Here is a 12,813-nt window from a genome sequence, read left to right as displayed (position 1 = left end):
GATCGTGACCGTGCCCATCGTGGTCATCGCGGCCAGCCCGACGTCCGGGGCGTCCGGGAACACCAGCGCCGGGCTCTTTCCGCCCAGCTCGAGGGAAACCCGTTTGAGGGTGCCGGCCGACGCGGCGACGATCCGCCGGCCGACCGCGCGGCTGCCGGTGAAGCTGACCTTGTCCACCAGCGGATGGGTGACCAGCGCCTCGCCGGTCGGGTCGCCGGGTCCGGTGACCACGTTCAGCACCCCGTCCGGCAGCCCGGCCCCGGCCAGCAACTCGGCCAGGCGCAGCACGGTGAACGTGCAGTACTCGGACGGTTTGACCACCACCGTGCAGCCCGCGGCCAGTGCCGGCGCGACCTTCTGCGCGAACAGCAGGAACGGCGCGTTCCACGGCAGGATCGCGGCCACCACGCCGACCGGCTCGCGGAAGGTCAGCGCCAGGTGATCGCCGCCCTGGTAGGGCGGCAGGGTCTGCCCACCGGCCTTGTCCACCCAGCCGGCGTGGTGGTCGAACACGTCGGCCGCGGCGCCCACCGACGGCGCGTAGATCCCGCCGAAGGACACCGGGATGCCGTTGTCCAGCGCCTGGATGCCGCGCAGTTCCTCGGCGTGCTCGCGGAGCACCTCGGCGTAGCGGTACAGCAACCGGATCCGTTCGCCGGCGCGGGACCTCGGCCACGGCCCGTCGTCGAACGCGCGCCGGGCGGCCCGCACCGCATCGTCCACATCGGACACCGAGGCGATCGGGAACTCGCCGATGTCCTCGCCGGTGGCGGGATGCCGGTGCGTCCACGTCTGGCCGGTTGCCGCCGGCCGGGTGTCGCCGCCGATCAGCAGTTGTCCGTCGGACAGCCCGAGCTTGTCCCGGTACGGCCGCAGGGTGAGCGTCACGGTTCCTCCCGCGAGGTGAAGTAGGCGCCGATCGAGTCGAGGTCGTCGAACCGCCGCTCGACCTCGGGTGCGGACAGCAGGGCGATCATTCCGCCGTACACCACGAAGACCCGGCCGTTGATCGCCTCGGCGTCCGGCCCGGCCAGGTACGTCACGAACGCCGCGACGTGGTCGGGCGCGAGCGGATCGGGGCCGTCCGGCGGCTCCCCGAAGACGGCCGCGGTCATCCCGGTGCGGGCTCGCGGGCAGATCGCGTTGGCCCGCACGCCGAAGCGGGCCAGGGCGCGGGCCGCGGACTGGGTCAGCGCCACGATGCCGGCCTTGGCCGCCGCGTAGTTCGGCTGGCCCTCCGGGGCGAGCAGGAAAGCCTCCGAGGAGGTGTTGACCAGCCGCCCGTAGACCAGGCCGCCGCGCAGTTTGGCCTCCGCGCGCCAGTGCGCGGAGGCGTTGCGGGACAGCAGGAAGTGGCCGCGCAGGTGCACCCGGACGACCAGGTCCCACTCCTCGTCGGTCATGTTGAACAGCATCCGGTCGCGCAGCACCCCGGCGTTGTTCACCACGATGTGCAGGCCGCCGAAGCCTTCGACGGCCGCCCGGGTCAGCGCGTCGGCCGTGGCCCGCTCACCCACGTCGCCCTCGACCAGCATCGCCTTGCCGCCCAGGGCTTCGATCTCGTCGACCGTGCCCGCGCCGCCGGCCAGGTCGTTGACCACCACCCGGGCCCCGGCCGCCGCGAGGGCCAGCGCCTCGGCCCGGCCCAGCCCGGCCCCGGCGCCGGTCACGACGGCGACCCTGCCCTCCAGCTGAGTCATTCGAAGCTGACGATCTGCCGGATGAGGGTGCCGGGGCTGCGCAACACCTCGAGCGCGTCGTTGATCTCGTCCAGGCGGAGCCGCTTGCTGATCATGCCGGACAGGTCGAGCCGGCCGGACCGCCACAGCTCCAGCATCTTCGCGTAGTCCCGGCGCACGTTCGCCCCGCCGTAGAACGAGCCGAGCAACCGCTTGTCGTGCAGGAACAACTCCTGCGCGCTGAAGCTGACCATGGCGTCGGCCCGGCCGGCGCCGACCACGACCACGGTGCCGCCGCGCCGGGCGTTGTCCCAGGCGGAGCGGATCGTGGCCGGGATGCCGACCACGTCGAAGGCGTAGTCGAAGCCCAGGTTCGCGGTCAGTTCGGCGTTGCAGGCGGCGAGCCCGTCCGGGGTGGTGACGTGCGTGGCGCCGAACCGCCGGGCCGGCTCGTGCTTGTCCAGCACCGGATCCACCGCGACGATCCGGGCCGCGCCGGCCAGCCGCGCGCCCTGGATCACCGAGATCCCGACGCCGCCGCAGCCGATCACCAGCACGTCGGCGCCGGGCTCGACCCGGGCAGTGTTCACCACCGCGCCGACCCCGGTGGTCACCCCGCAGGCGACCAGCGCGGCGATCTCGAACGGGACGTCCTCGGCGATCTTCACCGCGCCGTCCGCCGGCACCACCAGTTCCTCGGCGAAGGTGCCCAGCCCGGCGTAGCCGAAGACCGGGGTGTCGCCGACCCGGAACCGCGGCGTGGTGAACGCCGCGATCGCGTGCACCGCGCACAGATGTGGTTGCCCCCGCAGGCAGTTGGGGCAGGTGCCGCAAGGCGGGACGAACGTGACGATGACATGGTCCCCGACCGCGAGGTGGTCGACCTGGGCGCCGGTCTCGGTCACCACGCCGGCGCCCTCGTGGCCGATGATGCCCGGCGCCAGCGCGGGAAGTGTGCCGTCCATGGCGGACACGTCGCTGTGACAGACCCCGGTGGCGCGCACCTGGATCCGGATGTCGCGCGGGCCGACGTCGATGGTGCTGACGTCCTCCCGCAGTTCGAGCTTGGTGTCTCCGACCCGGTTCAGCACCGCCGCCTTCATCATCCCAGATTAGAACGTGTTCTTGTCTGGAGCAAGAGAACGTCGCTGCTCTAAGCTCATCCATTAATAGAACGTGTTACACCTGGAGGTCGGATGCGGATCGCATACACCGACGAGCAGCAGCGCCTCCGGCAGGAGTTGCGCGCCTACTTCGCCGGCCTGCTCACCCCGGACCGGCGCGCGGCGCTCACCGGCGGCGAGTACGGCGACGGCACCGCCTACAAGGAGGTGGTGCGCCAGATGGGCGCCGACGGGTGGCTGGCCATCGGCTGGCCGAAGGAGTACGGCGGCCGGGACGGCTCGGCGCTGGACTCGCTCATCTTCGCCGACGAGGCCGCGGTCGCCGGCGCACCGGTGCCGTTCCTGACCATCAACACGGTCGGCCCGACGATCATGAAGTTCGGCACCGCCGAACAGAAGTCCTTCTACCTGCCCAGGATCGCCGCCGGCGAGGTGCACTTCTCGATCGGCTACTCGGAGCCGGACGCGGGCACCGACCTGGCCGCACTGCGCACCCGGGCGGTGCGCGACGGCGACGACTACGTGATCAACGGCCAGAAGATGTGGACCAGCCTGATCAGCTACGCGGACTACGTGTGGCTCGCCTGCCGGACCGACCCGGATGCCCACCGGCACAAGGGACTGTCCATCCTGATCGTGCCCACCACCTCGCCCGGCTTCTCCTGGACGCCGGTGCACACCGTGTCCGGCACCACCACCAGCGCCACCTACTACGCGGACGTGCGGGTGCCGGGCACCGCGCTGGTCGGTCCCGAGCACGGCGGCTGGCCGCTGATCACCAACCAGCTCAACCACGAGCGGGTGGCGCTCACCTCCGCCGCGCCGATCCGGCTGGCCCTGCGCCAGGTTCGGCAGTGGGCGCAGGCCACCCGGCTGACCGACGGCCGGCGGGTGATCGACCAGGAATGGGTGCAGGTGCACCTGGCCCGGGTGCACGCCAAGGCCGAGTTCCTCAAGCTGATGAACTGGCGGATCGCCACCGGAACCGACCTCAACCCGGCACACGCCTCGGCCACCAAGGTGTTCGGCACCGAGTTCGCCATCGAGGCCTACCGGGCACTGATGGAGGTGCTCGGCCCGGACGCGTGTGTCCGCGACGGATCGCCGGGTGCGCTGCTGCGCGGCCGGATCGAGCGCATGCACCGGTCCGCCCTGATCCTCACCTTCGGCGGCGGCACCAACGAGGTGCAGCGCGACATCGTGGCCGCCATCGGACTCGGCCTGCCGCCGGCGAAGAGATAGGAACCCCATGGACTTCTCGCTCACCGAGGCCCAGCACGACCTCGCCGGCCTGACCCGGGACATCCTCGCCGGGCACCTGACCGAAGAGCGGCTGCGCGCGGCCGAAGCGGCGCCGGACCGGTTCGACCGGGACCTGTGGCAGGCCCTGGCCACGGCCGGCGTGCTGGCCGCCGCACTGCCGGTCGCGGCAGGCGGTTCCGGTTACGGGCTGCTCGAACAGTGCGCGGTGCTCACCGAACTGGGCCGCGCGGTGGCGCCGGTGCCGTACCTGGACTCGATCGCGGTCGCCGCGACGGTGATCGCCGGGTTCGGCACCCCGGCGCAACGCAACCGCTGGGTGCGCCCGGCCGCCACCGGTGAGTTGGTGCTCACCGCGGCCCTGGCCGAGGCGACCGGCGCGGCGCTCACCACGGCCCGGCCGGACGGCGGCTGCTGGCGGTTGTCCGGCGCGAAGACGACGGTGCCGGCCGCAACCGTCGCCGACCTGTTCCTGGTTCCGGCGCGCACGAGCGATGTGCCGACCGTATTCCTCGTCGCGCCAACGGATCCGGGCGTCACCGTGCACGCACAGCGGACCGTCGCCGGCGCCGATGCCGCCCTCGTCGAGTTCGACGGGGTAGCGCTCGGTGCCGACCGGGTGTTGGACGGCGGTCAGGAGACCGTCGACGCCCTGCACACCCGCGCGACGATCGGCCTCTGCGCGCACCAGCTCGGCGTGATCGAGCGCGCCCTGGAGATGACCGCCCGGTACGCCACCGAACGCGTCCAGTTCGGTCGTCCTATTGGGACGTTCCAGGCAGTGGGACAGCGGCTGGCCGACGGCTACACCGATGTCGAGGCGATCCGGCTGACCCTGTGGCAGGCGGCGTGGCGGGTGGCCGAGGGACTGCCGGCCGGCACCGCGACCGCGACCGCGAAGTTCTGGGCCGCCGACGCCGGACACCGGGTCGCCCACACCGCGATCCACATTCATGGGGGGGTAGGTATTGACAAGGAGTACCCCCTAACCCGGTATTTTGTTGCCGCGAAGCGAAACGAGTTCAACTTGGGTGGAGCCACGGCGCAGCTCCGCCGGATCGGTTCAGTTCTCGCCGCCGAACCCGGGTAGGACAGGGAGGTCCGCATGGCGCTGCCCGGCCAGGGCATACCCACGGTGACCGAGCTGCTGCTGGCCCGTGGCCGGGACAACAGCCCTGGCCTGCTCTTTTCCGAGCAGCGCTGGACCTGGGCGGAGCATGTGCAGGAGTGCGCCGACCGCGCAGCGTTACTCCGTTCCTTACGCCGCCCCGGTCCCTTCCACATCGGCGTCCTGCTCGACAACGTCCCCGAGTTCTCCTTCCTGCTCGGCGGCGCCGCGCTGGCCGGCGCGGTGCTGGTCGGGCTGAACACCACCCGCCGGGGCGAGGCCCTGGCCAGGGACATCCGGCTGGCCGAGTGCCAGGTGGTGGTGACCGACAGCCGCTATGTCGAACTGCTGGACGACCTCGACCTCGGCGCCGCGCAGGGCCGGGTGCTGGACATCGACACCGCGGCCTGGCACGTGTCCGTGTTCGCCCACCGGGACCGGCCGCTCGAAGCGGTCCCGGCGGCCCCGAACGACCTGCTGATGCTCATCTTCACGTCCGGGACCAGCGGCGATCCCAAGGCGGTCCGCTGTACGCACGGAAAGATCGCCCACCCCGGCCGGATGCTGGCGCAGCGGTACGGCCTCGGCCCGGACGACACGGTCTACGTGTCGATGCCGATGTTCCACTCCAACGCGATCATGGCCGGCTGGGCCGTCGGGCTCGCCGCGGGCGCCACCCTGGCGCTGCGCGCCCGGTTCTCCGCCTCCGGGTTCCTCACCGACGTGCGCCGGTACGGCGTCACCTACGCCAGCTACGTGGGCAAACCGCTCTCCTACATCCTGGCGACGCCGCGCGCGGACGACGACGCGGACAACCCGCTGCGGCTGATGTTCGGCAACGAGGCGAGCGAACGGGACGCGGCGGCGTTCGCCGAGCGGTTCGGCTGCGAGGTCGACGACGCCTACGGCTCGACCGAGGGCGGCATCGTGCTGGCCCGCCCGCCGGGACGGCCCGCGGGGTCGATCGGCAAGCTCGGCGACGGCGTGGCCATCCTCGACCCGCGGACCGAGCGGCCCTGCCCGCCGGCCCGGTTCGACGAGCACGGCCGGCTGGCCAACCCGGAGGAGGCCGTCGGCGAGCTGGTCAACACCACCGGCCCGCGCTGGTTCGCCGGCTACTACCGCGACTCGGCCGCCGACGGACAGCGCATCCGGAACGGGATGTTCTGGAGCGGTGACCTCGCCTACCGCGATGAGCAGGACTTCTGCTACTTCTACGGCCGCTCCGAGGAGTGGCTGCGGGTGGACGGGGAGAACCTGGGCACCGCGCCGATCGAGCGGATCCTGCTGCGCCACCCGGACATCGACCAGGCCGTGGTGTACGCGGTGCCGGACACCGCGATCGGCGACCAGGTGATGGCCGCGGTCGTGCTGCGCCAGGGCTGCCGGTTCGACCCGGACGCGTTCACCAGGTTCCTTGCCGCGCAACCTGATCTGGGACCCAAGCAGGTGCCCCGGTTCGTCCGGGTGGCCACCCGGCTACCCCGCACGCCCACCCACAAGGTGCGCGGCCGCACGCTGGCGGCCCAGGGCTGGCGGTGCGCGGACCCGGTGTGGTGGCGGGAGGGCCGGGACAAGAGATTCCGGCCACTCACGGCTGAAATCGCGGCAATTCAACTCGACGGGGGAACCCGGAGCGTGCCAGGCTGAGGTGTTGACCACAGTGCATTCGGGAGGCAACCATGCCGGGCACATCGGAGCCAGACAAAACCCCTGAGGACGACGGCTCGGAGGCCGAGGACGTACGTGCCCGGTTCCGCGAGGCGCTCGAGCGCAAGCAGGCCATGGCCAAGGCCGGCGCGAACCACGCGGACGGCTCATCGAAGATCCACGAGGCGCACGGCCCGGCCGCCGGCCGCCGCACTTTCCGCCGCAAGAGCGGCTGAGCAGCCGCACGGAATCCACAGTGGACTGCTAATCCGCGTTCTCAGTACATGGGACTGGCGAGTGGCCCCGGGCACGGGCCCGGGGCCCTCGTCGCGGACAGCGTGCTACCGCGACCCGATCCGCTCGCGTTTGATTGCCGTCAGAAACGCCTGTCCCTCTGGTAGAGCCACCGCGAGGATGGGTCCGATGCGCTTCGAGTCGCGCACGGCCAACAGGGAGCCGGCCAAGGCCAGCTCAACGCAGTTGCCGCCGCTCGACCCGCTGAAGCTGGACTTTCGGAACGCCGCATCCCGCAAGGTTGCAGCTTTTTCAGTCATCGTGTCACCTCCTTCAGCGCTCGCTGGATCAGATCCCGCGACCTGTTCTGGTCGGCCGCGAGCGCGTGGAGGCGCGTCATGGCGCGCCGGTACTCGGCGATCTCCGCCGGGTTCTCGAAGTACTGCCCACCGGTGAGCAGTTCCAAGTAGACCAATCCCGGGTCGTTCTCCATGGCCGGCGGAAATCGCATGACCACAAAGCTGCCACCCTGGTGCGCGACCGCCGCGCCGGCGTTGTACGGCAGGATCTGCACATCGACCCGCGGCCGCTGCGACTGCTCGAGCAGGTGCGCGAGCTGCCGGTACATCGTGATCGCGCCGCCGTAGTTCCGGTAGAGCACGGACTCGTCGATCACCGCCCAGAGCGTCACCGGGTCCTCGTCCCGGTCGAGGATCTGCTGCCGGCCCATCCGCAGATCCACACACTGCTCGACCTGTTCCGCGGTCAGGTCGGGGTTGCCGCGGAACACCTCCTCGGCGTAGTCCCGGGTCTGCAGCAGGCCGGGCACCAGCACGGTTTCGAAGGTCGACAGCTCGGACGCGCCGGACTCCAGGCCCAGGTACAGATCGAACCAGCGGGGCACCGCCCCGGACAGGGCCGTCCACCAGTTGCGGGCCCGTTTGGCGGCGGACAACAACTCCCGCATGAAGGTGATCCGATCCGGCTTGCCGTACATGTCCAGCAGTAACTCCAGGTCGGCCGCGCTGGGTAAGCGTTCGCCGCTTTCCAGATTGCTGATGTGCTGCGGCGTGCGGTCCAGCCGCTTGGCCGCGTCCCGCTGGGCCAGCTTCGCGTCCTTGCGCCATCGTTGCAGCGACAGCGCGATGGTGCGCTTGAACAGCGCCGGGCTGCCCGACCGCAGCGCTGGCGGGACCGCGGAGATGTCCACGATAAATACCTTCCTGGGTTCAGCTACAACAGGCGCACCGGAACCACCCGAAAGGATGCATGGCGCTCCCTTGCCGCCGTAGAGTCCAAGATGTTGTATCAACAGTGGACGAACTCACGACACACGTTATCAGGACCGCCTATCGCGGGCGCCCAAAATCACCCGCGCGGCGCTGGCCAGACGCGGGTGCGGGGGCGCTCCGCGGCGATCATTCCCGCCGTGATCAGCGCAGTTTGTCCAACCGGGACAATACGTCCGCGGTCTCCCGCAGCAGGCGGTCCATTATCTCGGCGACCGGCAGGACCTCGGTCATTCGGCCGACGATCTGACCCACCGGCATCGCGACCAGGTCCGGATCCCCCGAACGCATCAGCCGCTGATGGGCCACTCCGACCAGCAGGTTCTGCAGGGGCATCGGCAGTGGAGTGGGCGCCCCGGACTCGGCCCACGCCTCGGTCCAGCGCGATCGCAGCAGCCGGGCGGGCTTGCCGGAGTAGATCCGCGACCGCACCGTGTCCCCGGATCCGGCCCGCAGCAGCGCAGGCTGCAGCGCCGAATCGCCCATCGTCTGTCGATATTCGGTCGAGGTCAGCCAGTAGGAGCCCATCCAGACGCCGACCGCGCCGAGCGCCAGCGCGGCCGCGACCTGCCGGCCGCTGCCGATGCCGCCCGCGGCCAGCACCGGCGCGCGTTCGCCCACCGCGTCCACGATGTCCGGAACCAGCACCATCGTCGCAATCTCACCGGTATGCCCGCCGGCCTCGTATCCTTGCGCCACAACGAGGTCCACGCCGCTGTCGACATGCCGCACGGCATGCTCGGCCTTGCCCGCGAGCGCGGCCACCGCCACCCCCTGCCGGTGCGCACGGTCGATCACGTCGGCCGGTGGCGGACCCAGCGCGTTGGCGATCAGCCGGATCGGATGAGCCAGCACGGCGTCCACATGGGACCGGGCCACCGAGTGCAGCCAGCCGAGCACGCCGGCGCCGGCCTCCTCGTCCTCGGGCAGCGGCGGAACCCCGAGCCGCAGCAGCGTCCGGTCCACGAACTCCCGGTGCCCGTCCGGAATCAACCGGTCCAGGTCGAGCCGGCTGCCCTCGGCCGGCACGCTCGCCGGCATCACGATGTCGACGCCGTACGGCCGGCCACCGGTGTTGGCATCCATCCAGTCCAGCACCGGGTCCAGGTCCTCGGCGCCGTTGAACCGCACGCACCCCAGCACACCCAGCCCGCCCGCCCGGCTGATCGCGGCGGCCACGTGCTCGGACGGCGTGAACCCGACGATCGGGTGCTCGATCCCCAGCAGGTCGCAGAGCGAGGTACGCATCCGCCGGCCCTCAGCGCGCCGCGGTGGCGCTCGGCGCGGCCCGCCAGTCCGGCGCGTGCCGCTGCGCATGGTCGCGGGCCCAGCGGTAGTCCGGTTTTCCGCTCGGCGAGCGGCCCACCTGCTCGACCGTCCACATGGTACGCGGAACCTTGTAACCGGCGATTCGCTTGCGTACGTGGGCATCCAGCGCGTCGAAGTCGACGACGCGGTCGGGCCTCGGTTGCAGGATGGCCGCCACCCGCTGGCCGAGCAACTCGTCCGGCACCCCGATCACCAGCGCGTCGAACACGTCGGGGTGGGACTTCAGCGCGCCCTCGACCTCCTCGGGAAAGACCTTCTCGCCACCGGTGTTGACGCACATGTTGCCGCGGCCGAGCAGGGTCAGCGTGCCGTCCTGCTCGAGCCGGCCGTAGTCGCCGGGCACCACGTACCTGGCGCCGTCCACGGTCACGAAGATCGACGCGCTCTTGACCGGATCCTTGTAGTAGCCAAGGGGAACGTGCCCGCCGCGGGCGATCCGGCCGACCTCCCCGGGGCGCACCGGCCGGTTCGCCTCGTCGATCACGACGGTGCTCGGCCCGGGGTTGACCCGTGGGCCGTCGCCGCCCGGCGCGCTCTGCGCGGCCACCATGCCCAGTCCGTTGAACCCCGACTCCGACGACCCGATCGCGTCGGTGATCACCACGCCCGGCAGCGTGTCGAGGTATTCCTGTTTGACCGACGGAGAGAACAGCGCGGCGTGGCTGGAGATCGCGACCAGCGAGGAGGCGTCGTAGCCGCCGTCCCGGTAGGCCTCGATGAGCGGGCGGGCCATCGCGTCGCCGGTGATCGTGACCACCCGCACCGAGTGCCGCGCGACCGCGCGCCAGACCTCGTGCGGGTCGAACTTCGGCACCAGCACCACCAGGTCACCGCCGAACAGCGCCGGCAGCGCGGCCCACTGCGCCGCACCGTGGATCAGCGGCGCGCACGCGAGCCGGGTCAGCCCGCCGCCCTGGGCGCCGGCGCGGGACTGCGCCCACTCGTCGGGCAACGGCTCGCCGGAGACGAAGTCGATGCCGCCGCCGAGCACCCGCCAGACGTCCTCGTGCCGCCACACCACGCCCTTGGGTTGGCCGGTCGTTCCGCCGGTGTAGAGGACGTAGTGGTCGTCCGGACTGCGTTCGCCGAAGGCCCGTTCCGCCGGTTCGCCGGCCGTTGCCGTGGCGAGGTCCTCGGTGGCCAGCACGGTGCGCAGGCCGGGTGCGTCGGCCCGGACGGCGGCGACCCGGTCGGCGAACTCGCGGTCGTGTACCAGGGCGACCAGGTCGGCGTTGTCGAACAGGTAGCGCAGTTCGTCCTCGACGTAGCGGTAGTTGACGTTGATCGGCACCGCCCGGAGCTTGTAGGCGGCGAGCATCGTCTGGATGGCCTCGATGGAGTTGCGGGCGTAGAGCCCGACATGGTCGCCGGGACCGATCCCCCGGCCGGACAGGTGATGCGCCAACCGGTTGGCGTCGCGCTCCAGTTCGGCGAAGGTCACCACCCGCTCCGCGCAGGCGACGGCGCTCCGGTCGGGGAAGGCGTCGACCGCGTGCTCGAACAGGTCCGCGATGTTCCTGGCCACCCTCCAAAACTAGAACGTGTTATCGTTTCTGGCAATCCCCAGACTGGAGCGGACCATGCCCACCGAGCCCCCGCACTGCCTGGTCGAACGCCAGGGCCACGTCCTCGTCGTCACGATGAACCGCCCCGAGGCCCGCAACGCGTTATCGGGGCCGATGCTGGCGATCATGCGGTCCGCCTGGGACCAGGTCGACGAGGACCCGGACATCCGGGTCTGTGTTCTCACCGGGGCCGGCGGCGCGTTCTGCGCCGGCGCGGACCTCAAGGCCATGTCCGCCGACGGAGCCGGGGTCGCCGGCCGCGACCTGTCCGTCATCGAGCCGCTGCTCAAGGGCCGGCGCCTCACCAAACCGCTGATCGCCGCCGTGGAAGGCCCGGCCATCGCGGGGGGCACCGAGATCCTCCAGGCGACCGACATCCGCGTCGCCGCCGAAAGCGCCCGGTTCGGCGTCTCCGAAGCCCGCTGGGGCCTCTACCCCCTCGGCGGCTCGGCCGTTCGCCTGGTCCGCCAGATCCCCTACACCGTCGCCGCCGACCTGCTGCTCACCGGCCGCCACATCACCGCCGCCGAGGCCCGGTCCATCGGCCTGATCGGCCACGTGGTCCCGGACGGCCAGGCCCTACCGCACGCCCTCGCCCTCGCCACCAAGATCGCCGCCAACGGCCCGCTCGCCGTCCAGGCCATCCTGCGCACCATCCGGGAAACCGAAGCCCTCCCCGAGAACGAGGCCTTCACGTTGGATGCCCGGATCGGCACCGAGGTCTTCGCCAGCACCGACGCCAAAGAAGGCCCCCGCGCCTTCACCGAGAAACGCACCCCCCACTTCACCGGCCACTGACCCGTCCGTCGCTCGGCATAGGGTTGAGCCATGGCACAGCGTTGGATCCCGCTCCAACCGGGAGCGAAAGTCATCGGGCTGCGCTGGGGTTACAGCCCGGAGAAGTACCAGTCCAAGAGTTTCTGGACCCCGGAGGAGGCAGCCGACTACGCCGGCGGCAACTCGTTCGTGGAAGTCGTGGCCCTCCGCAATCCGGCCGGCGGCCCCACCATCACGTTCGAAGGCCGGTTCCTCCAGGATCCCTCCGCCGCACTGCGCCCGGGCGCCGTAGTGGAGCGGGTCTGGTACACCCTCCCCCGGATGGACACCGTGTACGACGGCTTCGACGCCGCCTACGAGATCGTGGGCGAAGGCCGGAACGCCTATATCCAGGAACACCTGCGGTTGAAACAGTCGGACGACCAGGTGATCGAGCAGCAGGGCCGCGTACTCAACCTCGACCCGTCCCGGTCCGTGGCCAGCGGCCGCTGTGTCAACGCCTACCGCTAGATCAGATGTCGGCCGCATCCGGTGTCATTGCGTATCGACTGGCGCCTGGCTTCTTGAATCAGTTCCTCGTGGAACTCCTCTTGCTGGCGCCGCTGATCCGCCCACACCGCGCTGTGGTGTATGACATCCTTCGAAGCCGCCAGGGAGTACTTCCCGATCTCCACCAGGACTCGCATGGATTCCGTGATCGAAAGCCCGGACTCGCGCATGAACCGGAGCAGGTCATCCAGGGCGATGCCGGCATCGTCTTGATCCCGCACTGCCGAAACGATCAGGTCATACGTTTGC

At 70.9% G+C, this 12,813-nt stretch carries 14 protein-coding genes; 6 read left to right on the top strand and 8 right to left on the bottom strand.

Features of this window, described 5'->3' with window-relative positions:
- The 3 genes from VFO68_RS07880 to VFO68_RS07870 all read right to left on the bottom strand — a co-directional run.
- Positions 1–888 (bottom strand): aldehyde dehydrogenase family protein (locus VFO68_RS07880; RefSeq protein WP_325157514.1); only part of this gene is annotated, 888 nt, incomplete at its 3' end.
- Positions 885–1,700, bottom strand: a complete 816-nt coding sequence (locus VFO68_RS07875; protein WP_325157513.1) for an SDR family NAD(P)-dependent oxidoreductase — start codon at positions 1,698–1,700, stop codon at positions 885–887. The genes VFO68_RS07875 and VFO68_RS07880, both read right to left, overlap by 4 nt.
- Positions 1,697–2,782: a Zn-dependent alcohol dehydrogenase gene (locus VFO68_RS07870; RefSeq protein ID WP_325157512.1), complete on the bottom strand. Its 1,086-nt coding sequence runs from the start codon at positions 2,780–2,782 to the stop codon at positions 1,697–1,699. Before VFO68_RS07870 ends, VFO68_RS07875 begins: the two co-directional genes overlap by 4 nt.
- Before the next feature lie 93 nt (positions 2,783–2,875).
- Between VFO68_RS07870 and VFO68_RS07865 the strand changes: the two genes are divergently transcribed.
- From VFO68_RS07865 to VFO68_RS07850, 4 genes are read left to right on the top strand one after another with little or no spacing between them, the layout of a single operon-like run.
- Positions 2,876–4,045: an acyl-CoA dehydrogenase family protein gene (locus VFO68_RS07865; RefSeq protein ID WP_325157511.1), complete on the top strand. Its 1,170-nt coding sequence runs from the start codon at positions 2,876–2,878 to the stop codon at positions 4,043–4,045.
- A gap of 7 nt (positions 4,046–4,052) precedes the next feature.
- Positions 4,053–5,153 carry an acyl-CoA dehydrogenase family protein gene (locus VFO68_RS07860; protein WP_325157510.1) on the top strand — a complete coding sequence of 367 codons (1,101 nt, stop codon included), beginning with the start codon at positions 4,053–4,055 and terminating at the stop codon, positions 5,151–5,153.
- Between the two features lie 15 nt (positions 5,154–5,168).
- A complete protein-coding gene (locus VFO68_RS07855; RefSeq protein WP_325157509.1) occupies positions 5,169–6,821 on the top strand; it encodes a long-chain-fatty-acid--CoA ligase in 1,653 nt (550 codons plus the stop codon).
- Between the two features lie 32 nt (positions 6,822–6,853).
- Positions 6,854–7,057 carry a DUF5302 domain-containing protein gene (locus tag VFO68_RS07850; RefSeq protein ID WP_325157508.1) on the top strand — a complete coding sequence of 68 codons (204 nt, stop codon included), beginning with the start codon at positions 6,854–6,856 and terminating at the stop codon, positions 7,055–7,057.
- A 105-nt stretch (positions 7,058–7,162) separates the two neighbouring features.
- Here VFO68_RS07850 and VFO68_RS07845 read toward each other — a convergent pair whose 3' ends face one another.
- The 4 genes from VFO68_RS07845 to VFO68_RS07830 all read right to left on the bottom strand — a co-directional run bounded on the left by VFO68_RS07845 (position 7,163) and on the right by VFO68_RS07830 (position 11,198).
- Positions 7,163–7,375, bottom strand: coding sequence for a DUF397 domain-containing protein (locus tag VFO68_RS07845; RefSeq protein WP_325157507.1), 213 nt, complete (start codon positions 7,373–7,375; stop codon positions 7,163–7,165).
- On the bottom strand, positions 7,372–8,265 hold the full coding sequence (locus VFO68_RS07840; RefSeq protein ID WP_325157506.1) for a helix-turn-helix transcriptional regulator: 894 nt from the start codon (positions 8,263–8,265) through the stop codon (positions 7,372–7,374). The genes VFO68_RS07845 and VFO68_RS07840 overlap by 4 nt, the downstream gene beginning before the upstream one ends.
- 223 nt (positions 8,266–8,488) lie before the next feature.
- The gene (locus VFO68_RS07835) at positions 8,489–9,592 is read right to left on the bottom strand and encodes a nitronate monooxygenase family protein (protein WP_325157505.1); all 1,104 of its coding nucleotides are present in this window, start codon (positions 9,590–9,592) and stop codon (positions 8,489–8,491) included.
- A gap of 10 nt (positions 9,593–9,602) precedes the next feature.
- Positions 9,603–11,198 (bottom strand): acyl-CoA synthetase, encoded by a 1,596-nt coding sequence (locus VFO68_RS07830; RefSeq protein WP_325157504.1) that lies wholly within the window; start codon positions 11,196–11,198, stop codon positions 9,603–9,605.
- 55 nt (positions 11,199–11,253) lie between these two features.
- Here VFO68_RS07830 and VFO68_RS07825 point away from each other — a divergent pair, with 55 nt between their 5' ends.
- Together VFO68_RS07825 and VFO68_RS07820 are read left to right on the top strand one after the other, a co-directional pair.
- Positions 11,254–12,036, top strand: a complete 783-nt coding sequence (locus VFO68_RS07825) for a crotonase/enoyl-CoA hydratase family protein (RefSeq protein ID WP_325157503.1) — start codon at positions 11,254–11,256, stop codon at positions 12,034–12,036.
- A gap of 30 nt (positions 12,037–12,066) precedes the next feature.
- Positions 12,067–12,525, top strand: coding sequence for a hypothetical protein (locus tag VFO68_RS07820; RefSeq protein ID WP_325157502.1), 459 nt, complete (start codon positions 12,067–12,069; stop codon positions 12,523–12,525).
- Here VFO68_RS07820 and VFO68_RS07815 read toward each other — a convergent pair.
- On the bottom strand, positions 12,522–12,813 hold a 292-nt coding region (locus tag VFO68_RS07815), incomplete at its 5' end, for a hypothetical protein (protein ID WP_325157501.1). The two genes, VFO68_RS07820 and VFO68_RS07815, sit on opposite strands and share 4 nt — an antisense overlap.

The organism is Actinophytocola sp. (assembly GCF_035712165.1).
Classification (GTDB): Bacteria; Actinomycetota; Actinomycetes; order Mycobacteriales; family Pseudonocardiaceae; genus DASYTH01.
This window is presented reverse-complemented; position numbering and strand designations above follow the sequence as displayed.

Coding starts and splice junctions, on each gene's coding strand:
- VFO68_RS07875 (WP_325157513.1), bottom strand. CDS start 1,700: ATGACTCAGCTGGAGGGCAGGGTCGCCGTCGTGACCGGCGCCGGGGCC.
- VFO68_RS07865 (WP_325157511.1), top strand. CDS start 2,876: ATGCGGATCGCATACACCGACGAGCAGCAGCGCCTCCGGCAGGAGTTG.
- VFO68_RS07855 (WP_325157509.1), top strand. CDS start 5,169: ATGGCGCTGCCCGGCCAGGGCATACCCACGGTGACCGAGCTGCTGCTG.
- VFO68_RS07845 (WP_325157507.1), bottom strand. CDS start 7,375: ATGACTGAAAAAGCTGCAACCTTGCGGGATGCGGCGTTCCGAAAGTCC.
- VFO68_RS07860 (WP_325157510.1), top strand. CDS start 4,053: ATGGACTTCTCGCTCACCGAGGCCCAGCACGACCTCGCCGGCCTGACC.
- VFO68_RS07820 (WP_325157502.1), top strand. CDS start 12,067: ATGGCACAGCGTTGGATCCCGCTCCAACCGGGAGCGAAAGTCATCGGG.
- VFO68_RS07850 (WP_325157508.1), top strand. CDS start 6,854: ATGCCGGGCACATCGGAGCCAGACAAAACCCCTGAGGACGACGGCTCG.
- VFO68_RS07870 (WP_325157512.1), bottom strand. CDS start 2,782: ATGAAGGCGGCGGTGCTGAACCGGGTCGGAGACACCAAGCTCGAACTG.
- VFO68_RS07825 (WP_325157503.1), top strand. CDS start 11,254: ATGCCCACCGAGCCCCCGCACTGCCTGGTCGAACGCCAGGGCCACGTC.
- VFO68_RS07835 (WP_325157505.1), bottom strand. CDS start 9,592: ATGCGTACCTCGCTCTGCGACCTGCTGGGGATCGAGCACCCGATCGTC.